Origin of the sequence: Frigoribacterium sp. Leaf8, from assembly GCF_001421165.1 — a bacterium.
GTDB lineage: Bacteria > Actinomycetota > Actinomycetes > Actinomycetales > Microbacteriaceae > Frigoribacterium.
On record NZ_LMKB01000008.1, the window covers coordinates 65292 to 86526 of the forward strand.

The window sequence follows — 21235 nt, forward strand, 5'->3', positions numbered from 1 at the left end:
GCTACGCCCGCGCCAGCCCGTTCGCGCGCGCGACCTCGCCGTACCAGCGGGCGCTCGGCTTCGGCGTCCGCTCGAAGGTGTCGCGGTCCCACCCGATCAGGCCGAAGGTCGGGCGGAACCCGCTGGCCCACTCGTAGTTGTCGAGGGCGCTCCAGTGCTGGTAGCCGAGCACCTCGATGCCCTCGTCGATGGTGTCGTGGACGTGCTCGAGCGCGCCCTGCGTGTAGGCGATGCGCCGGGTGTCGTCGGCGGTCGCGATGCCGTTCTCGGTGACCATGACCGGCACGTGGCCGGACAGCTCCCACGCGCTGCGGATGCCCTCGGCGGCGGCCGGCGGGTAGAACTCCCACCCGGTCAGCGTCGTCTCGAGCCCCTCGGCGACCGGCCGCGGCCCCTCGGGCCCGACGAAGGTCTGCGTGTAGGCCTGCACGCCGACGAAGTCGTCACCCGCCGCCATCTCGCTGTACCAGTCGTCACGCACGTAGCCGTACTCGCGCGTCGCCTCGGCGGCACCCGGCTCGTCGACGGCCTTGAACGCCTGGGTGGCGACGGTCCAGCCCGACTTGATCCGAGGCAGCTGTGACAGCACCTCGCGGCTGCGCTTGTGCGAGGCGAGCAGGGCGTCGGCGACCTCGAGGTCGGGGTTCGGCAGCCCGTATGCGACGAGGTTCGACGCGTCCTCCCCGCCGGCGAGCATCGCGGCGATGTTCGGTTCGTTGATGGTGCAGACGTACTCGACGCCCTCGGCGACGACGGGCAGGGCGAGCTCGGTGTACCGGGCGAACAGGTCGGCGGCGTCGGGTGCGCGCCAGAAGCCGTCGCGCTCGAACCAGCGCGGCACGGTGAAGTGCATCAGCGTGACGATCGGCTCGATGCCGAACTCGTGGCAGGTCTCGACCATGCGGCGGTAGTGAGCGATCTGCGCCTTGCTGACGACGCCGCGCTCGGGCTCGATGCGGGCCCACTCGATGCTGAACCGGTAGCTGTTGAGCCCCAGCTCGGCGAGCAGGCGGATGTCGTCGCGGAACCGGTTGTAGCTGTCGGCCGCGTCACCGCTCGGTTCGACGATGGTCGTGCCCGGCGCGTGCTCGTGCACCCACCAGTTGCTGTTCACGTTGTTGCCCTCGATCTGGTGCGCCGCGGTCGCGGCACCCCACAGGAAGCCGTCGGGGAAGGTGAGCACAGGGGTCCTTTCGGAGGAGGTCGAGGAGTTCAGGAGGCGCGGTGCGTGCGGCGCGGGTTCGGCACCGCGTCGAGCAGCTTCACCGTGTACGGGTCGGTCGGTCGCTGCAGCACCTCGGCCGTGTGCCCCCGCTCGACCACGGCTCCCTGGTTGAGCACCATGATGTCGTCGGTGATCAGGCGGGCACTGAGCAGGTCGTGGGTGATGTAGAGCATCGAGACGCCCCACTGCTCGCGGAGGTCCTCGAGCAGCGCGAGCACGCCGGCCCGCAGCGAGACGTCGAGCATCGAGACGGGCTCGTCGGCGATGATCACCTGCGGGTCGCTCGCGAGGGCCCGGGCTATCACGACGCGTTGCCGCTGGCCACCCGACAGCTGGTGCGGCAGCTTGGCCGCGAACTGCTCGACCGGCGTCAGACCGACCGTCTCGAGCAGTTCGAGCACCCGGCGCCGCGCCTCCTGACCGGTCAGGCCGGTGTAGTTCACGACGGGACGCGTGAGCGTGTACTCGACCGTGTGCAGCGGGTTCAGCGCCGCGTACGGGTCCTGGAAGACCATCTGCACGTCGCTGCGGAAGCTGCGCAGGGCGCGGCCGCGGAGCGCCGTGACGTCGGTGTCGCCGAACGTGACGCTGCCGCTCGTCGGCTTCTCGACGCCCGTGACGAGCTTGGCGATCGTGCTCTTGCCCGAGCCGCTCTGCCCGACGAGGGCGAGCGACTGGCCCGGTTCGAGCGTGAACGACACGTCGCGGACGGCCCGCACGGGGTCGTCGCCCCGACGGGGAGGCGCGTAGGTCTTGGTCACGCCGCTCACGGTGATCGCGTGCTGCGCCGTGCGCTGGCCGCGCGTGGCGACGGTCGGCACCGAGGTCGTCGTGTCGACGCGGCGGTCGCCCCGGGCCCGGCGGACCGAGCGGTCCTCGAACCCGGGCAGCGACACGACCTCGGCACGAGGGTCGGCGTAGTGCGACAGCAGCATCTTCGTGTAGTCGTCCTGCGGGTCGGCGAGCACGTCGGCCGAGCGACCGTCCTCGACGATGCGACCCTCGTGCATCACGAGCACGCGCTGGGCCGACTCGAGCACGATCCCGAGGTCGTGGCTGATCAGGACGGCGGTGAAGCCCTCGCTCTGCTGCAGCGAGATGATCGTGTCCATCACGGCGTGCTGCACGAGCACGTCGAGCGCCGTGGTCGGCTCGTCGAAGACCATCAGCTGCGGCTCGAGCGACAGGGCGAGGGCGATCGAGACGCGCTGGCGCATGCCGCCCGACAGCTCGCCGGGGAACCGGGCGAGCACGCCCGCGTCGAGCTCGACCTTCGCGACCAGCTCGGCGGCGCGGCTGTGCCACCGGTCGCGCGGCACGTGGCCGTGGGCCTTGAACACGTCGACGAAGTGGTTGCGGATCGTGCGCACCGGGTTCAACGCGTTCATGCCCGACTGCAGCACCATCGCGAAGCCGCCCTGACGCTGCTGACGCAGGGCCTCGGTGTCGAGGTCGCGGACGTCGGCACCGTCGAACCAGATGCTGCCGCCGTTGGTGCGCGCCGGCGGCTTCTGCAGCCGGGTCAGCGCGTAGCCGAGCGTCGACTTGCCCGAGCCGGACTCGCCGACCAGGCCGACGAACTCGCCCCGCCCCAGCCGGAACGACACGTGGTCGACGGCCTGCACGGGCTCGGCGCCGGCGCTCTCGTAGACGACGCTGAGGTCGCGGACGTCGAGCAGCACGTCGTCGGACGACGAGGAGGCGCGGTCGGCGGTGGTGAGGTCCGTGGCGGTCACTTGCGCGCCTCCTTCTTCTGCTTCGCGCCTTCGCGAAGTCGAGGGTTGCCGACGGCGTCGACGCCGAAGTTGATCAGGGTCAGGCTCATCGCCAGCAGGGCGATGCAGAGGCCGGGCGCGAAGAGCAGGATCCACTGGCCGGTGAGCAGGGCGTTCGAGTTCTGGGCCCAGTAGAGGATCGTGCCCCAGCTGACGATCGACGAGTCGCCGAGCCCCAGGAACTCGAGGCCGGCCTCGGCGAGGATCGCACTGGTCGCGGCGCCGAAGAAGGAGCCGGTGATCAGCGAGGTCATGTTGGGCAGGATCTCGCGGAACACGATGCGTCCCGCGCTCTCGCCCGAGAACCGTGCCGCCGTGACGAAGTCGCGCGAGCGCAGGGACTGCGTCTGGCTGCGCAGCACGCGGGCTCCCCACGCCCAGCCCGTGATGACGATCACCGCGAGGATCACGGTGATGCCGCCGTTCTGCAGGTAGGCCGCGATGACGATCATCAGGGGCAGACCGGGGATCACGAGGAACAGGTTCACGACGAAGCCGACGACGTCGCCGCCGAAGCCCTTCATGTAACCCCAGCTGAGCCCGATCGCCACGGCGACCAACGTCGACAGCACGCCCGCCACGACACCGACGAAGACGCTGATGCGGGCACCGTAGATCAGCTGGCTGAGGACGTCCTCGCCGGCCGCCGTCGTGCCCATCCAGTGGGCCCAGCTGGCGTCGGCGTTGCGCTCGAAGCCGTTCTCGCTGGCGCCGTAGGGGGCGAGCAGCGGGGCGAGGATCGCGACGAGCACGAAGACGCCGAAGATGACGACGCCGATCTTCGCCTTGGGGTTCGACCAGATGGTCGCGGCCATGCGGCCGATGGTGAGCCAGCGACTGGGCGCCTTCTGCTCGGCGGGCCCGGTGGGGGGCGCGCCTTCGGGCAGGTGGACGGACACGGTGGAGGTCATCGGCGGGTCCTTGGGTCGAGCACGCCGTACAAGATGTCGACGAGGAAGTTGGCGACGAGCACGCTGACCGTGATCATCAGGAAGAGGGCCTGCATCAGCGGGTAGTCCTGGCCGATGACGGCGTTGAACAGCAGGTAGCCGATGCCGGGGTAGCCGAACACCTGCTCGACGAGGATCGAGCCGCCGACCACGCCGCCCAGGGCGAGGCCGAAGCCGGTCAGGTTGGGCAGGATCGCGTTGCGGGCGGCGTAGCGCACGGCGACCGTGCGGCCCTTGAGCCCGTTGGCCTCGGCGAAGGTGACGTAGTCGTCGCCCAGCGTCGAGATCATCGCGTTGCGCATGCCGAGTATCCAGCCGCCGAGGCTCGTCAGCAGGATCGTGATCGCCGGGAGCACGGCGTGCTGCAGGGCGTCGCCGACGAAGGCCGGCGTGAACCCGGGCGTCGTCGTCGCGCCGTAGGCCCCCGTGGTGGGGAACCAGTGCAGCACGTAGCCCAGGAAGAACAGCAGCAGCAGAGCGGTCCAGAAGTACGGGAACGTGCTCATGAAGCTGCCCGACAGGGTGGGCAGCGAGTCGAGCCAGGTGCCGCGCTTCCAGGCCGCGGCGACCCCGATCAGGGTGCCGAGCACGAAGGCGATGATCGTGCAGACCCCGACGAGGATCAGCGTGAACGGCAGGGCCTGGCCGACCAGGTGGCCGACCGTCTCGGGGAAGAACGTGTAGCTCGTGCCGAAGTCCAGGCGCACGACCTGACCGAGGTAGCTGACGTACTGCTGGAGCACGTTGCCGCTCGGCACGCCGAGCTGGGCCTCGATGGCGGCGCGCGTCGCCGCGCTGACCGGGCCGTTCTGCGACAGCTTGGCGATCGCGGCGTCGGTCGGGCTGCCGGGCATCAACCGCGGCAGGATGAAGTTCAGCGTGACCGCCGCCCACAGGGTGAGCACGAACAGGCCGAGTTTCTGGGCTGCGTACTTCACTGGTCGCCCTCTTCCTGGTCGACGCGCTTGAGCTTCGTGAAGATCAGCAGCGGTGCCTGGTCGTAGTTCTGCGGTGCCATGTACGGGTTCTCGGCGGTGGGCCAGCCGGTGAACTTCGAGTCGTTGAACAGACCCCAGAGCCCGCCGTAGTAGAGGCCGATCACGGGCAGCTGGTCGTAGACGACGTTCTGCAACCGGTAGGCGTACTGCTTCTGCTGCTCGGGGTCGGTCGTGGCCTTCCAGTCGTCGAGCAGCTGGTCGACCGCCGGGTCGCTGAACCGCTCGAAGTTGGCCGCCGTGGTCTCGCCGACCGGGGTGGCGAACTGGCTGTTGAGCAGGTTGTTGTAGGCCTGGTAGACGTTGCCGTTGCCCATGCCGCCCATCGCCATGTCGAATTCGCCGTTCGCGATGGCCGACTGGTAGCCGGCCGGCTGGGGAGCCTGGATCTGCACGTCGATGCCCATCGCGCCCAACTGGCTCCGCACCTCCTGCACGGCCCGCAGCCAGTCGGTGTAGCCGTTGGCCGTCAGGATCGTGATCTCGAGCTGCTGGCCGTCGGGGCCGACCAGCTCGTCACCCTGCTGCGTGTAGCCCGACCGGGCGAACGCCGCGAGGGCGCCGTCGACGTCCTGCTCGAGGATGCCGGCGTTCGGGATCGACGGGTCGAGGTCGTCCTGCTGGTTGGGCAGGATGAGCCCGGTCTGACCGGCCGGCTCGAGGTAGCCCTCGGTGGCCGACTCGGCGATGGGGCCGCGGTCGAGCGCCAGGGCGATGCCACGACGCACGTTCACGTCGTCGAAGGGCGCCTTGGTGAGGTTCGGCACGAGCCCGATCACGCCGCCCGGCGGGAACCAGAACTGGTTGTCGGGGCTGGCGGCACCCCAGGTGCCCTCGACGTCGCTGATGAACGAGTACGACCAGTCATAACCGCGCGTGACGGTGTCGAGCTGGTTGTTCGTCGCGGGCAGGATCAGGTGACCGATCTCGATCTTGTCCGCCTGCCAGTAGGTCTCGTTCTTGTCCATCGAGTACTGCTGCGGCGAGTAGTTGCCGAGCGTGAACGGTCCGGTGCCCACCGGGTCGGGGTTGCGGAAGGTCGTGGGGTCGTCGACGTCCTTCCACAGGTGCTCGGGGACGATCGTCGTCTGACCGATGATCTCCATGGCCGGCACGTCGTCGGTCTGCAGGTGGAAGACCACGTGGTCGCCCTGCTGCTCGATCGTGTCGATGTGCTGCCACGCACCCTTGAGGTCGAGCGTGGGGTTCGCCTTGATGAGATCGAACGTGTAGACCACGTCGGCCGGGGTCATGGGCGTGCCGTCGGACCACTCGACGCCGTCGCGGATCGTCATGTCGATCGTGCGCGCGTCGGGCAGGACGGTCTCGCTCGCGAGCCAGGGCGTGATCTCGCCGTCGAGCGGATTGATCTCGAGCAGGGGCTCGTAGATCCAGGTCGAGGCCGTGCGCTTGTTCGTGAGGAACGGGTTGAAGTTGCGCTCGAACTGCGGGTTGCCCTTGTCGGCGTTGATCAGCATCGTGTCGGCCCCGATGCTGGGGTCGGGCTGGCTGCGGATCTGGATGCTGCAGCCGGTGGCCACGAGCACGGCGGCCGTGGCCGCTGCCAGGGCCGCGAGCGTGCGGAAGCGTCGGCGTGGGTGTCGCCGAGGGGGTGTCGCGTGCGTCATCGCCACGTTCTCTCATTCGTCGTCGAGGTGAGCTGGGCCCACTGTAAGCGCATACATCGCAGGGGCGCAAGTGGTCGGCCCCGTCGAGGGGCCCCGAGGAGGCGCGAGGTCGTTCGACGCCGAGCCAACCGTCAGGGGATGCCAGGGCCCGCACGCCAGAATCGGCGTCGGGTGCCGGTCACGGCACCCCGGCCGACCGGAGGGACCCGCATGGCCAGCACGACGCAGCTGCGAGCGCTCCGCGCCTCGCTGCCCGTGGTCGCCGAGCGGGCGCACGACATCGCCGACGACTTCTACCGCCGGCTCTTCGCGACGCGACCCGATCTGCTGCGGGACCAGTTCAACCGGGGCGACCTCGCCCAGGGGCGGCAGCAGCGCGAGCTCGCCCGCACGATCGTGGCGCTCGCCCAGGCCGTCCTCGACGCGGCCCCGGGGTCGACGCGTGCCGCCGGTGGCGACCGGCATCGCGCCTCCTCGGGGGGCGGACCGTCCGGCGTCGACGGCGACGCCGACGCCGTCGGCCAGGCCGGGGCGCCGACCCTCGCACCGGCGACGCCCGGCGAGATCGTCTCGCGGTTGGCCCAGCGGCACGCGGCGCTCGGCGTCACCCGCGACGAGTACGACCTGTTCGAGCGGCACCTCGGCGACGCGTTCGCGGCCGCCCTCGGCCCCCGGCTCACGGCCGAGGTCGCCGACGCGTGGTCGGCCGTCTACCGGCAGGCCCGCGACGAGATGGTGACGACGGTCGAGGCGATCTACCGGCAGGCCGACCTCGAGCCGGGCGAGGAGTGGCGCGAGGCCCTCGTCACCGAACACCGCGTCGAGGCCGAGGACGTCGTCGCACTCACCCTCGTCTCGGCCGACAGCGAGACGCTGCCGCGGTACCGTGCCGGCCAGTTCGCGTCGGTGCAGGTGCGGCTGCCCGACGGAGCCCGGCAGATCCGGCAGTACAGCCTGCGCGGCGGGCACGACGAGCAGTGGCGCATCAGCGCACGGCTGCTGGTCGGCGAACCGCCCGCCCCCGACGGCGAGGTCTCGTCGCACCTGATGCGCGAGCTGCGGGTGGGCGACGTGGTGAGCGTCTCGCCCCCGATCGGGTCGCTGACGATCGACGACCTCGACGACGCCCCGCTGCTGTTCGTCTCGGCGGGCATCGGCTGCACGCCCGTGCTCGGCATGCTCGACCACCTGGCCCGCACCGAGCCCGACCGCGTCGTGACGGTCCTGCACTTCGAGCGCACCCCCGAGCGGCACGCCCACCGCGTCGAGCTCGAGGCGCTGGTCGCGTCGATGCCGAACGCGACGCTGCGGGTCAGCTACACGCAGGGGTCGCTGTCGGCGCTCAGCGCGCTGGCCGAGGCGTCCATCGACGGGCCCGGGGTCTACCTCGACCCGATCGACCTGGCCCGGGTCGACCTCACCGCGTCGCACCGGGTGTTCCTGTGCGGGCCGGTGCCGTTCATGGCGATCGCCCGGGCGGCCCTGATCGGTCACGGCGTCGACGCCGACCGCGTGCACTACTTCGTCTTCGGGCCGGACGACGGCAGCGTCACGGGTGCCGACACCGGGCAGCGCGGACTGGGGTAGGACCGGGCGGAGGCGCCGGCCGACTCGCTGGCGGGGGCGCAGGCGGGCTCGCGGGCGGAGGCGCCGGCGGGCTCGCGGGCGGGCCACGCTCAGGGCGCGGGGCAGCTCTCGCGGAGCAGCACCTCGACCGGCAGGGTGACCCGCTGCGCGGGTGCTCCCGGGTCGGTCAGTCGCCGGACGACCGTCCGGACGGCGATGCGGCCGAGCTCGCCCATCGGCTGACGCACCGTGGTGAGCCGGGGCCGGGAGAACCGGCCGGCGTCGATGCCGTCGAACCCCGTCACGAGCACGCGACCGGGCACGTCGACGCCCTGCTCGCCGAAGACGTCGAGGACGCCGAGGGCCGACTGGTCGTTCGCGCAGAGGACGGCTCCGGGCAGGTCGCCGGCCTCGAGCAGGGCCGCCGCCGCACGACGACCGCCGGCACGGGAGAACTCGCCCGGCTCGACCCGGACCGTGACGCGCGCGCCGGACGCACGGTGCGCCTCGACGGCCCGGTCGAAACCGGCGTGACGGTCGAGTTCGTCGGGCGAGTCGGACGGTCCGGCGACGTAGGCGACGTCGCGAACCCCCCGCGACCCCAGCACGAAGTCGGTCAGGGCGTGCATGCCGGCGACGTTGTCGACGCCGACGTGGTCGAGGTCGTCGCCCGGTCGCGAGTCGGCGAGCACGACGACCGGGATGCGTCGTGCCACGTGCGCCAGCAGGTCGCCCGGCACCGTCTGGGCCAGCACCGCGAGCCCGTCGACCCGACCCGCGATGTCGTTGACCATCACCTCGCGGCTCGACCCCCGCCCGGCGGCGACCATGAGGGCGAAGCCCCGTCGCCAGGCCTCGACCTCGGCGCCGCGCAGCACCTCGTCGAAGTACAGGTTCGCCGGGTTCGACGCGTGGTCGCCCCGAGGAGGCGCGGTGAGGGTCGCCGCACCGCGGCCCGGGTCGACGACGGTCGGCGGGTCCGCCCGCTCGCGATCGTCGATCAGCGGGATGCGCGAGGCGTCCGACACCCGGGCCCAGTCGGGTTCGGGGCCGTCGATGCCGTCGTGGCCCGGCAGGAAGAGGCCGAGCACGCCCGTGCGTCGGCCGGCGAGGCCGCGGGCCGCGCCGCTCGGCACGTAGCCGAGGGCACGCACCGACTCGAGCACCCGGCTCCGGGTCTCGGGGCGCACGTCGTCGGGACGGCGCAGCACCCTCGACACCGTCGCGATCGACACGTCGGCGTGGGCGGCCACGTCGTAGACGGTCGGGGCCTTGGTCACGAGAGGTCCTCCAGGAGGGCGGCGGCGGGTCGCGGACCATCCTAGGTCGGTCGGTGCCCGGGGCCGACCCGCGCCTCCTGCCCCGGCCGGTGCGGGACGGCCGTCGGGTGCCGCCGGCGCGGACGTCGACGCGGGCGCCGTCGAGGGCGCCGTCGACGGACGTCGCGGGTGCCGTTTGTCGGAGTCGACGATGCGGGGCATACTCGGTATGCACGGGCGCCACGAGGCGACGCCGCGACTCGACCACAGGAGGCCACGTGACGGCACGACCGGACGGCGAGGCGGCCCCGTGACCGTGCGACTGGGCCTGCTGGCGATCCTCGACCAGGGCCCGGGGTACGGCTACCAGTTGCGCAGCGAGTTCGACCGACGCACCGGGTCCACCTGGCCGCTCAACGTCGGCCAGGTGTACTCCACCCTCGACCGGCTCGACCGCGACGGCCTCGTCGAGCGTGACGAGCCCTCGCCCCGCGACACGTCGCCCGAGGCCGACGGGTCGCCGGGGTCCGACGGATCGCCCGGGTCCGACGGATCGCCCGGGTCCGACGGGTCGCCCGCCGCCGAGGCCTCGGTGGCGGGCACCGGGCAGGCCGCCGGAGAACACCAACGACTCTGGCGCATCACGGCCGCCGGACGGGCCGAGGTCGCCCACTGGCTCGGGACGGCCGTCGACACCCCCGACGCCACCCGTGACGAGCTGCCGCTCAAGTTCGCCCTCGCCGCGACCCTGCCGGGGGTGGACGTGGCGACGCTCGTGCAGACGCAGCGCCGCGCCTCCTTGGCGAAGCTGCAGCGACTCACCCGGACCAAGCACGCCGGGGGCGACCCGGAGGCGCCCGGCGAGTTCGCCTGGCGCCTCGTCGTCGACTCGATGATCTTCGCGGCCGAGGCCGAGGTGCGCTGGCTCGACCACGTCGAGTCGAGCCTGCGCCGGGCGTCGCTCGCCGAACGGCAGTGGGCGGTCGAGGCCGTGGCCCCGACGACGAGCGGGCCCGGGTCCCCTGCCCGGACGCCGGGGCCGGCGCGGGCCGCACGAGGTCGGTCGTGACCGAGCGCGCCGAGGTGCTGACCCTGCTCGCGGTGGGGCACGAACACGGAACCGGCGACCTCGCCCGCACCGCCCTCGACGGCGTGAGCCTGACCGTCCTCGAGGGCGAGCTGGTCGCCGTCATGGGCGCGTCCGGCTCGGGCAAGTCGACCTTGCTGGCGATCGCGGGCGGCCTGACGACGCCGACCGCAGGGCACGTGCAGGTCGACGGCACCTGGCTCGCCGACCTGAGCGCGGCCGAGGTCGCGCGGGTGCGACGACGGTCGGTCGGCTTCGTGTTCCAGCAGTTCAACCTCGTCTCGACGTTGACCGCGGCCGAGAACGTCGCCCTGCCGCTCGAACTCGACGGCATCGGCACCCGTGCCGCCCGGCGTGCCGCCGACGACGCGCTGGCCACCCTGGGCCTGGCCGCTCGAGGACGGGCCTTCCCCGCCGAGCTCTCGGGCGGCGAGCAGCAGCGCGTCGCGATCGCCCGCGCCCTCGTCGGCAGCCGTCGCCTGGTGCTCGCCGACGAGCCGACCGGCGCGCTCGACAGCAGCACGGGCGACGAGGTCATGGGCCTGTTGCGCGAACGGGTCGACGCGGGTGCCGCGGGCCTGCTCGTCACGCACGACGCCCGCCACGCCGCCTGGGCCGACCGGATCGTGTTCCTCCGCGACGGCCGCCTCGTCGACGAGTCCGCGCCGCGGGGGCCCGAGTCGCTGCTGACCCCGGAGGCGCGGTGACGGCCGGCGGCCTCGTCGCGCGTCGACAGGTGCTCAGGCGCCTGCGCGAGTACGTGATGGTCGTGCTGCTGATCGCGCTGCCCGTGGCCGGCGCCTCGGGGGCGGCGGTGCTCGTCGCGAGCGCGATGCCCACGACCCGGCAGGAGATCACCTCGACGCTGGGCCAGACGGCCGCCCGGGTGCACTGGACCGGCTACGAGACCCGGCAGTCCGTCCGGGGGCTGAACCAGTGGTCGGGCGACGAGGTGACCTACCGCCCGCCGGCCGACGTCGTGCCCGGGGTCGAGCGGACGCTCACCCTGCGCACCCTCTGGACCCGGGTCGGCACGTCCCCTGCCGGCGTCGTGATCGGACCGGTGACCGACCCGGCCTTCGAGGGCCGTTACGTGCTCGAGCGGGGGCGGGCCGCCGAGCGGGGCGACGAGGTGCTCGTCACGCCCGCCCTCGCCCGCGACGACGGGCTCGAGACGGGATCGACCACGACCGTGCACCGCGTCCCCGGCGCCGACGGCCCGCGCGACCTCGAGGTCACGGTCGTCGGCATCATGTCCGAGGTCGGCGGCGGCACGGACGACCGGCAGGTGTTCGCCCGCGACGACCTGGCGGCGGGCCTGCCCGACCCGTCGTCGACGACCTCGGCGTCGTCGACGTCGTCCGAGCAGTACCTCGTGGGCGACGCCGTCGACTGGGACGAGGTGCGCGAGTTGGGGCGCGCGGGATTCGTCGTCTGGTCGGCGGCGGTGGTCGCCGACCCTCCGCCCGAGGGCACCCCCGGGCTCGAGAGCGAGGCGGGTTACGGCAGCACGGGCACCTACGCCGCCCTCGGCGTGGTCTTCGCCGTCTTCGCCGGCGCCGAGGTCGCCCTGCTCGCGGGGGCGGCCTTCGGGGTCGGGGCCCGTCGGCAACGCCGCACCCTGGCCGTGCTCGCCGCGGTCGGGGCCGACCAGCGCACGCTGACCCGGATCGTGACGCGGCAGGGGGTGTGGGTCGGCGTCGTCGCCGCGGTCACCGGTCTCGCCGTGGGCGTCGACCTCGGCATCGGCGTCGTCGCCCTCGCCCGTCGAGCCGGCGTCGACGTGGGCCCGTTCGCCTTCTGGGGCGTCCACGTCCCCGGGGTCGTGGTCGCGGGCATCGGACTCTTCGCCGTCGCCGTGTCGTGGATCGCGGCCGTGGTGCCCGCGCGCCGTGCCGCCCGGGTCGACGTGATGGACTCGCTGCGCGGCGGGACGGCCTCCGGCGCGGTGGACGCCGCGTCGGACCGGGGCCGCGGCCGACGGTCCGCCGTGCTCGCCGGCGTCCTCGTCGTCGGCGGCGTCCTCGCCTGCTTCGGGGCGGGATGGGTCTCGTACGCCACCTCGGTCCCGGTCGGCTCGCGCTGGTGGTGGGCGGCGTTCGTCGGCCTCGCGGTCTCCGCCGTGGCCGCCCTCGTCGGCGTCCTGCTGCTCGTGCCGGCGCTCGTCCGTCGGCTCGGGCGCGCGTCCACGCTCGCACCCATGCCGTTGCGGCTCGCCCTGCGCGACGCCTCCCACGGCGCCGCCCGCACGGCTCCCGCCGTGGCGGCCGTCACCACGGCGGTGTTCGTCGCGGTGTTCGGCGTCTCGATGTCGACCGCGGCCGCACGACAGTCCGAGGACTCCTTCTACCGCCCCTACCCGGCGGGCACCGTGGCGATCTCGTACGACCAGGCGTCCGACCTCCGCGTGCCGGGCGGCTCCCCCGAGGCGGCCTCGCTCGACTCCGCGGCCGTCGCCGCCGTCGCGCGCGGCCTCCCGGTGAGCGACCGTGCCGTGTGGCAGACCCCGGTCCCCAGCGGTTACGACTCGAACGGCGCCCCGGTCGCCGTCGACGCGGTCACGCCGTGGGCCGTGCTGACCGTCCCCGACCGTTGCGACTCGTCGACGGGGCGCCTCGAGGGCCTGTCGTCCCGTGAGGCGCAGCGGATCACCGATGCCGACCCTGCCTGCGACTACCCGCTCGGGTCGTTCACGTCACAGGACAACATCATCGTGACCGACGAGGACGGCCTCGCCGTGACCCTGGGGGCCGCTCCGTCCACGGCCGCCCGCGCCGCGTTCGAGTCGGGCGGCGTCATCGCCTTCGACCCGTCGCTCGTCGTCGACGGCGAGGCCACCATCGGTCTCGCCACCCCGGCCGATGTCGTGGACGGCTTCGACGCCTCGGCCACCCCCTCGACGTCCGTGTCGCTCCCGGCCGTCGTCCAGCGTCCGACGACGCTCAGCACCGGGGCCGTCCTGATGAGCCCCGGCACCGCCGAGCGGCTGGGCTTCGAGCTGACCCAGCGTGCCGTCGTGATGGTCACCGACCGGCAACCGACCGAGGACGAGGCCGCCGGCCTCCGGGCCGCGGTCACCACCGCCACCGACGGCCGGGCGACGGTCGAGACGAGTCCCGTCGATCGGGGCCTCGACCTGGCCCTCGTCCTGGCACTCCTCGCGACGACCCTCGTCTGCGCCGCGGCGGCCGCGGTCGCCTTGGGGCTGGCCCGCGCCGAGGGCCTGAGCGACCAGGTGACCATGCAGGCCGTCGGAGGCACGGACGCCCAGCGACGCGCCATGTCGTTCTGGCAGGGCGTGGTGGTCGTGGGCACGGGTGCCGTGCTGGGCACGATCCTGGGGCTGGTGCCGACGGGGGCCATGGTCTGGGCCTCGGACCTGCCGTTCGCCCCACCGTGGTGGGTGCTCGCCGTCGTGGCCGTCGGGCTTCCCCTCGTCGTCGCCGCCGGCAGTGCCCTGACGAGCCGTCGACCGGCCTCCCTCGTGCGACGACCCGTGCTGGACTGACGAGCGGGCGGGCCGCCGCTAGCGGGTCTCGTCGACGCGACGACGCCGCCCGACGCCGACGCCGACCACGCCGAACGCGACGATCAACAGGGCGGCGAGGGCCACGGGACCCGGCTCCGAACCGGTCCACGCGAGAGCGGCCGAGGAGGCGCGGGCCGGGTCGGCGGCGAGCGGGCGCCCCGGGGCACCCGTCGGGACGACGGCCTCGCCCGGCGAGGAGCCCGGCGTGGGCGACGCCGACCCCGGACCGGCCGGTGCGGCCCCGGGCTCGGCCGGGACGCCGGCCTCGTCACCCGGCACGGGAGCCGGGACCGGGTCGACGGCGAAGAGGACGGCGGTACCGGTCGCCGAGACGACGTCGTCCACGGTCCAGGTGACGGCCGAGACCTGCCAGGCACCGGCGGCGAGGCCGGCGAACGTCGCGCGGAACGTGCCGTCCTGCTCGGCACGGACCGTCGAGGACTCGGCAGCGGCGGGAGCGGCCGCCAAGGCCCGGGCCGTCGCGGGCAGGTCCCCGGCGGGCAGGTCCCCGGCGGGCGGGCTCCCGGCGGGCTCGACGGTGACGGCGACGCGGGCGGAGTCGATCGAAGTGCCCTCGACGACCACGGCCTGCCCCGAGGGCAGACGGTCGCCGTCGGCCGGTGAGGTGACGACCGGGCCGGCCAGCGCCTCCTGCACCTCGACGTCGACGACCGCGCCCGAGCCCGACGACCCGACCACGGAGAACGACAGGGGACCCGTCGGGGTGCCGGGCGAGAGCCGGACGGGCAGCTGGACCCGGCCACGCTGATCGGCGACGGTCGACGTCGAGTCGTCGAACGCGTCGCCCTCGGCCCGGACCGTCTCACCGGGCACGAAGCCGGCGCCCCGCAGGGTGGCCGCCGCGCCCGCCTGCAGCACGCCGTCGGGGGCGACGGCGACCGCCCCGCGTCCCCGGTCTTCGGTCACGGCCGCGAAAGCGTCGACCATGCCGGCCCCGAAGTACTCGGAGGGAGTCTCGCCGCCGGCCTGCCGGGCGAGCAGGTCCCGCAGTTCGGCCGGGGTCGCGCCCGGGTGCACGCTCGCCAGCAGGGCCGCGACCCCGGCGACGTGCGGAGCCGCCATCGAGGTCCCGCTGAGGGCGGCGAACCCGCCACCGGGGACCGTGCTGAGCACGGCGGCCCCGGGGGCCGTCAGGTCCACGACGCCCGCACCGTAGTTCGAGAACCGGGACTTCTCGATCGAGCTGCCGCCCTGCTGGGCCGACGAGACGGTGACGACGCCGTCGACCTCGGCGGGCAGCTGCGAGCACCCCTGCGAGACGTCGCGCCCCGGCTGCGGGGTCGAGTCGTTCGGGCTGAGCGAGTCGGCGGTCTTGTGGGCGAGGTCGACGGCGACGGCACCGACCGTGGCGTTGCCGGCGGCCGCCACGTCGAGGACGCCCTCGTGCTGGGACCAGGCGACCGCCCGCGCGACCGCGTCGAGGGCCGGGGCCTGGTCGGGGTCGGCCGAGCACCAGGCGGCCCACGGGTCGACGAAGAAGCTCGCGTTCGTCACGTCCATCTGCTGCTGCGCCGCCCACATGTAGCCGCAGATCGCGTACTCGGGGTAGATGAAGCCGTCCGCGTCGACGACCTTGACGCTGGCCAGCCGCACGCCCGGCGCGACCCCGACGACACCCCGGCCGTCGTCGGCCGCGGCGATGATGCCCGCCACGTGCGTGCCGTGCTCGCGGGTGCTCGTCGCGGCGTCGGACGACGGCGCCCAGGCGGCGGGGTCGGGGTCGGCGACGCCGTCCACGCTGCAACCCACGGAGGCGGCCGGGTCGACCTGCGAGACGAGGTCGGGGTGCGTCGCGTCGATGCCGCTGTCGAGCACGCCGACCAGCACGGCGGGGGTCCCGGGCTGCACCGCACGCGCCTCGGCGGCGTGGACGGCCTGGTCGTTCCACCGCCGCTCCTCGCCGGGATCGGCGACGTCGGCGACCCGCTCGGCCAGACCGGTCGCCTGCACTCCCGTCGACGGGACGGCAGAGGACTCGGCGTCGCCACCCGCGTCGGCGTCGGGCGTCGCACGGACGGCGGCCGTCCGGGTCGGGCCGGCCGACTCGACGGACGAGGAGGCGCGGACCCGGTCGACGAAACCGGCGGCGGTCGACCGAGCGGTCACCACCCCGATCTCGTCCCACCGGGCGAGGACGGTGCCGCCCGCGGCGACCACCGCGGCCGAGGCCGCCTCGGTCGTGACGGCGCCCGGCACCGCGTTGACGACGTAGTTCATCGCATCGACGGCAGCCGCGGCGGGGGCGGCGGGGGCTGCGGGGGCTGCGGCAGGCGTCGCGCTCGAGGCGGGCGCGGAGAGCTCGGGCACGCCGGCCGTGGGGGCCGGTGACGAGGAGGCCGTCGGAGCCGGTGACGAGGCGGCGGTCGCCGGGGCGTCCGCGGCGACGGCCGTGACCGGTGCGAACACGAGGACCGCGGCGAGCGCTGCCCCACCCACGGCACGGGTCGATCGACGAGCGGGACGGCGTCGAGGGCTGTGGGTCACCTGGCAACGATAGGCGGCGACCGGTCACGACGGGGTCACGATCCCGCCTCCCGTTCGAGGGACTCGCGGACGAGGCGGCTAGGCGGCCCGGCGCCCCGGGGCCCGTGCTCGTCCGGGCGTCAGGTGGCCGGGCGTCTGACGGCCGGACGTCAGGCGGCCGGGCCGCCCTCGGCCTCGGCTTCGGCTTCGGCTTCGAAGACGAGTTCGCGCAGCACGGGGGCGAGCTTGGCGTCGAACGCCCCCGTGTAGTGGGTGAAGTCCCGCTTGACGGGCACGTCGTCGACGAAGGCGGGGCAGAGCCCGTCGACGCAGAGGAACCGCGACGTGTCGACGAGGGAACCGCCCAGGGCGCTCATCGTCTTCTGCGTCTCGGCGAGGTTGGCGGCGTGATCCGCCGACACGGACGAGATGCAGTCGACGGGCGAGCCGCCCGGGCGGTAGCAGTCGTCGAGCGACCGGTGTGCCGGCGGGGGCGTGACGAACACGGTGCGCGTCGCCGCGCCGCCCACCGACTCGAGCTGGCGCTGCAGTGCCTCGGCGTACTCGCGCGGCGTCACGGGTGCGCCGGTGTCGGCGTGTTCGAACGGGACGAAGGAGTTCGTGACGACGAGCAGGTCGGGTGCCGTCTCGACGATCGTCCGGACGGCGTCGGCCTGGTGGGTGGTGCAGCTCTCGGGGTCGGAATTCTGGGCGACGGCGAGATCGACGAACGGGCAGCCGAACAGGGGCAGCGCGACCAGGCGCCACCCGCTGTCGTCCGGTTCGACGATCTCGACCACGGCATCCAGCTCGGCGGCGGCCGTCGAGTCGCCCACGAGGACGACCGTCTTGTCGCCGGTGCCGAAGGTGCACTCGGCGCGCGGCAGGGGCAGATCGACGCGACCGCAGTCGTTGTTCGCCCCGAACGGCATGGTGTCGCCCGGGTCGGGGGTCAGCGTCGGCCACGAGGTCGCCGCCAGCGCGGCCCGGACCGACTCGGCCATCGCCCCCTCGGCCGGACCGACCGGACCGGAGCCGTCGACGCCGTCGCCGTCGGCACCGCCGTCGGACGCCCCGGCCTCGACGGAGGCCCCGAGGCCGGTGCCCCCTGCGACGGGCGGGAGCACGGGCGGCGCCGCCACGGGCCGGACCGAGACCACCGCGGCCACCACCATCACGACGGCCAGCATGCCGAGGCCCCCGAGGGCGGCCCGACCGGCGGACGGCGCCTGGTCGTCGGCCCAGCGACGCCACAGCCGACGACGGCCCTCGCCCCGTCGCGGGGCTAGCAGGGGCGACGAGATGAAGGGCTTCTCGACGAGGTGGTGACCCACCACGGCGAAGCCGAGCGACAGGGGGTAGGCCAGCAGCTCGCCCTCGGGCACGACCGCGCGGATCATGACGACGATCGGGAAGTGCCAGAGGTAGAGCGAGTAGCTGATCGCACCCAGGTAGTCGGTGACCCGGTTCGCCAGGGGCGCCGGTGCGACGGCCCCGGGCACGCCGCCGCCCACGACGACCGCCAGGGTCGCGACCACGGGAAGCGCTGCCCACGGGCCCGGGAACGCGGTCTGCCCGTCGACGACCACGACGCTCGCCAGGATGCCGACGAGACCGAGCCAGCCGAGCGTCGTGCCGATCGCCCGCGGCAACCGCCGGGTCAGCGGAACGGCCAGCGCCGCCAGGGCACCGAGCCCGAGTTCCCAGACCCGGGTCAGCGTCGAGAAGTAGGCGCCCGTCGGGTCGCCCGCCGTGTCGACCACGGCCCAGACGAACGACGCCGCGCAGAGGGCGGTGATCACGGCCGCGAGCACGAGCCGTCGGCCCGACCCCGACCCCGTGCCCGCCTCGCGGGAGACGGCCGCGGGGCGCCCCGGACGCCGCAGGCCGAAGCCGAGGACGACGATCACGAGGAGCGGCCAGAACGCGTAGAACTGCTCTTCGACCGAGAGCGACCAGAGGTGCTGGAAGGCCGAGACGGGTCCGTCGGCGGTGAAGTAGTCGGTGCCCACGGCGGCGAAGTGCCAGTTGGCCACGAAGGCGAGGGAGTAGAGGGCGTCGATCCCGAGCCCGACCACGCGGCGGTCGGGCAGGAGGACCGTCGCGGCGAGCAGGGTCGCGGCGACGACGACGAGCGCCGCCGGCAGGAGGCGTCGGACCCGGCGACGGTAGAAGTCGGCCAGCGAGATGCGGCCCGTCCGAGCGTGCTCACGGAGCAACAACCCGGTGATCAGGAAGCCCGAGATCACGAAGAAGACGTCGACGCCCACGAAGCCGCCGTGCGGCCAGCCCGAGACGTGCTCGAGCACGACCGCGACGACGGCGACGGCGCGCAACCCCTGGACGTCGCGACGGAAAGCTGCCGACCCGCCGCCCGTCGAGGAAGCACCACCCCGACGCGACGACGAGGGAGCGGACGGAGGACGGTGGGGGGTCGAGTCGGACATGCTTCTCTCTCGGGTCGGAATCACGTGACATACCAATATCTCACGTCGCATCCTGAACGACAAGAGCCGACGGTCTCGCCCGTCGCCGCCACGGTCCCCGCGCGTTACGCAGCGTTGCCCCGCGACGCCCGCCACCGGCGTGCCGCCCGTAGCGTGGGACGCATGGCCACCAGCGACACCATCTCGAACCTGCTCGACGAGCGACGGACCTTCGCCGCGCCTCCTGCGCTCGTCGAGGGGGCCAACGTCACCTCGGCCGAGCACGCCCGCGCGGCCGCCGACCCCGTCGCGTTCTGGGCCGAGGCGTCGCAGCGGCTCGACTGGCACAAGCCGTGGACGGTCGCGCACACCTGGAAGCCCGTGACCGAGGGGCCGGACGGCACGCTCACCGTGCCCGAGGCGACCTGGTTCGCCGACGGAACGCTCAACGTCGCCGTCAACTGCGTCGACCGGCACGTCGACGCCGGCCTCGGCGACAAGGTCGCCCTGCACGTCGAGGGCGAGCCCGGCGACCGTCGTGACATCACCTACGCACAACTGCAGCGCGAGGTCGTGAAGGCCGCCAACGGCCTGCGATCGCTCGGCGTCGAGAAGGGCGACCGGGTGGTCGTCTACCTGCCGGTCATCGCCGAGACGATCGTCGTGACGCTCGCCATCGCCCGACTCGGCGCGATCCACTCGCTCGTCTTCGGCGGCTTCTCGGGCGAGGCGTTGAAGTTCCGCGTCGAGGACACACGGGCCAAGCTGCTGGTCACGACCGACGGGCAGTTCCGACGAGGGTCCGCGGTGCCGGTCAAGGCGAACGCCGACCACGCCGTCAGCGGCGACAACGAGATCGAGCACGTCCTCGTCGTGCGGCGCACCGGCGAGCAGACGCCCGACGTGCCGTGGACGGACGGCCGCGACCTCTGGTGGCACGACGTCGTCGACGCGCAACCCGACACCGACGAACCCGAGTACTTCGGCGCCGAGACGCCGCTGTTCATCATGTACACGAGCGGCACCACCGGCAAGCCCAAGGGACTCGTGCACACGAGCGGCGGCTACCTGACGCAGGCGAACTGGACCCACTGGGCCGTCTTCGACGCGAAGCCCGACGACGTGCACTGGTGCACGGCCGACCTCGCCTGGGTGACGGCGCACACCTACGAGATCTACGGCCCGCTGTCGAACGGCCTGACGCAGGTGATCTACGAGGGCACGCCCGACACCCCGCACCCCGCCCGCCACCTCGAGATCATCGAGCGCTACGGCGTCACCGCCTACTACACGGCGCCGACGCTGGTGCGGACCCTGTCGTCGTGGTTCCCCGAGGGACTGCCCGACACCTACGACCTGTCGTCGCTGCGCCTGCTCGGCACGGTCGGCGAGGCCATCAACCCCGAGGCGTGGGTCTGGTTCCACGAGCAGTTCGGCCGGGGCCGGTGCCCGATCGTCGACACGTGGTGGCAGTCCGAGACGGGGGCCGCCGTCATGGCCCCGCTGCCCGGTGCCGACACCCTCAAGCCCGGCTCGTCGCTGCGGGCGCTGCCCGGGCTCTCGACCGCCGTGGTCGACGACGCCGGCGAGCGCGTGCCGAACGGCAGCGGCGGCTACCTCGTGGTGCAGCAGACCGGACCGGCCCTCGCCCGCACGGTCTGGGGCGACCCCGAGCGGTACCGCGACAGCTACTGGGCGACCTACTGGCGGCAGGGCTGGTTCTTCTCGGGCGACGGCGCGAAGTACGACGCGGACGGCGACATCTGGGTGCTCGGCCGGGTCGACGACGTGATCAACGTGTCGGGGCACCGCCTGTCGACCATCGAGATCGAGTCGTCGCTCGTGTCGCACCCGGCCGTCGCCGAGGCCGCCGTCGTCGGCGTGGCCGACGACCGCACCGGCCAGGCGATCGCGGCGTTCGTGGTGCCGTCGACACGGCCGGAAGGAGGCGCGGTGCGGGACGCCGGCGACGTCGCCGAGCCGTCGGTGTGGGCTCCGCTCGCGGGGTCGCTGTCCCCCGTGCTGCGCGCCCACGTGGCCGACCAGATCGGGCCGATCGCCAAGCCCGCGACCGTGTTCGTCGTGCCGGACCTGCCCAAGACGCGCTCGGGCAAGATCATGCGGCGGCTGCTGGCCGACATCGTCGACGGCCGACCCCTGGGTGACACGACGAGCCTGCAGGACGAGACCGTGCCCGGCCGGGTGGCGGCGATCCTCGCGGAGGCGACCCGCGCCTCCTGAGGTCGGGAATCACCGGCCCACACCGAGGGTTACCGTGGTCGGGGCCCGATGACGCGCCTCGCCTCCCCCG

Annotated in this window: 13 protein-coding genes; 5 read left to right on the forward strand and 8 right to left on the reverse strand. The window is 73.5% G+C overall.

Features of this window, described 5'->3' with window-relative positions; translation table 11 throughout:
- Position 1: 1 nt before the first annotated feature.
- Genes ASL10_RS14770 through ASL10_RS14790 form a run of 5 tightly spaced genes read right to left on the reverse strand, consistent with a single transcriptional unit; the run spans position 2 to position 6573 of the window.
- Complete coding sequence (locus ASL10_RS14770) at positions 2-1183, reverse strand: glycoside hydrolase family 1 protein (protein WP_056049700.1); 1182 nt, start codon at positions 1181-1183, stop codon at positions 2-4.
- 29 nt (positions 1184-1212) lie between these two features.
- Positions 1213-2961, reverse strand: coding sequence for an ABC transporter ATP-binding protein (locus ASL10_RS14775; protein ID WP_200922620.1), 1749 nt, complete (start codon positions 2959-2961; stop codon positions 1213-1215).
- A complete protein-coding gene (locus ASL10_RS14780) occupies positions 2958-3911 on the reverse strand; it encodes an ABC transporter permease (protein WP_056049702.1) in 954 nt (317 codons plus the stop codon). Before ASL10_RS14780 ends, ASL10_RS14775 begins: the two co-directional genes overlap by 4 nt.
- Positions 3908-4888 (reverse strand): ABC transporter permease, encoded by a 981-nt coding sequence (locus ASL10_RS14785; protein ID WP_056049705.1) that lies wholly within the window; start codon positions 4886-4888, stop codon positions 3908-3910. The genes ASL10_RS14780 and ASL10_RS14785 overlap by 4 nt, the downstream gene beginning before the upstream one ends.
- Positions 4885-6573 carry an ABC transporter substrate-binding protein gene (locus tag ASL10_RS14790; protein ID WP_056049870.1) on the reverse strand — a complete coding sequence of 563 codons (1689 nt, stop codon included), beginning with the start codon at positions 6571-6573 and terminating at the stop codon, positions 4885-4887. The genes ASL10_RS14785 and ASL10_RS14790 overlap by 4 nt, the downstream gene beginning before the upstream one ends.
- 210 nt (positions 6574-6783) lie before the next feature.
- On the opposite strand from ASL10_RS14790, the gene ASL10_RS14795 reads away from it, so the two are divergent.
- A complete protein-coding gene (locus ASL10_RS14795; protein WP_056049708.1) occupies positions 6784-8160 on the forward strand; it encodes a globin domain-containing protein in 1377 nt (458 codons plus the stop codon).
- An 89-nt stretch (positions 8161-8249) separates the two neighbouring features.
- Here the strand turns inward: ASL10_RS14795 and ASL10_RS14800 are convergent, their stop codons facing one another.
- Positions 8250-9419, reverse strand: coding sequence for a LacI family DNA-binding transcriptional regulator (locus tag ASL10_RS14800; RefSeq protein WP_056049712.1), 1170 nt, complete (start codon positions 9417-9419; stop codon positions 8250-8252).
- Positions 9420-9708: 289 nt separating this feature from the next.
- Between ASL10_RS14800 and ASL10_RS16630 the strand changes: the two genes are divergently transcribed.
- Genes ASL10_RS16630 through ASL10_RS14815 form a run of 3 tightly spaced genes read left to right on the forward strand, consistent with a single transcriptional unit; the run spans position 9709 to position 13993 of the window.
- Positions 9709-10467 carry a PadR family transcriptional regulator gene (locus ASL10_RS16630; protein WP_056049715.1) on the forward strand — a complete coding sequence of 253 codons (759 nt, stop codon included), beginning with the start codon at positions 9709-9711 and terminating at the stop codon, positions 10465-10467.
- Positions 10464-11192: an ABC transporter ATP-binding protein gene (locus ASL10_RS14810; protein ID WP_056049874.1), complete on the forward strand. Its 729-nt coding sequence runs from the start codon at positions 10464-10466 to the stop codon at positions 11190-11192. The genes ASL10_RS16630 and ASL10_RS14810 overlap by 4 nt, the downstream gene beginning before the upstream one ends.
- A complete protein-coding gene (locus tag ASL10_RS14815; RefSeq protein WP_056049718.1) occupies positions 11189-13993 on the forward strand; it encodes an FtsX-like permease family protein in 2805 nt (934 codons plus the stop codon). Before ASL10_RS14810 ends, ASL10_RS14815 begins: the two co-directional genes overlap by 4 nt.
- Before the next feature lie 18 nt (positions 13994-14011).
- On the opposite strand, the gene ASL10_RS16405 is transcribed toward ASL10_RS14815, so the two are convergent.
- Both ASL10_RS16405 and ASL10_RS14825 read right to left on the reverse strand, forming a co-directional pair.
- A complete protein-coding gene (locus tag ASL10_RS16405; protein WP_235452893.1) occupies positions 14012-16519 on the reverse strand; it encodes a S8 family serine peptidase in 2508 nt (835 codons plus the stop codon).
- Positions 16520-16668: 149 nt separating this feature from the next.
- Positions 16669-18945 (reverse strand): acyltransferase family protein, encoded by a 2277-nt coding sequence (locus ASL10_RS14825; protein WP_162234624.1) that lies wholly within the window; start codon positions 18943-18945, stop codon positions 16669-16671.
- 162 nt (positions 18946-19107) lie between these two features.
- On the opposite strand from ASL10_RS14825, the gene acs reads away from it, so the two are divergent.
- Positions 19108-21165 carry an acetate--CoA ligase gene (gene acs / locus ASL10_RS14830; RefSeq protein WP_056049728.1) on the forward strand — a complete coding sequence of 686 codons (2058 nt, stop codon included), beginning with the start codon at positions 19108-19110 and terminating at the stop codon, positions 21163-21165.
- The last annotated feature ends 70 nt before the right edge of the window (positions 21166-21235 follow it).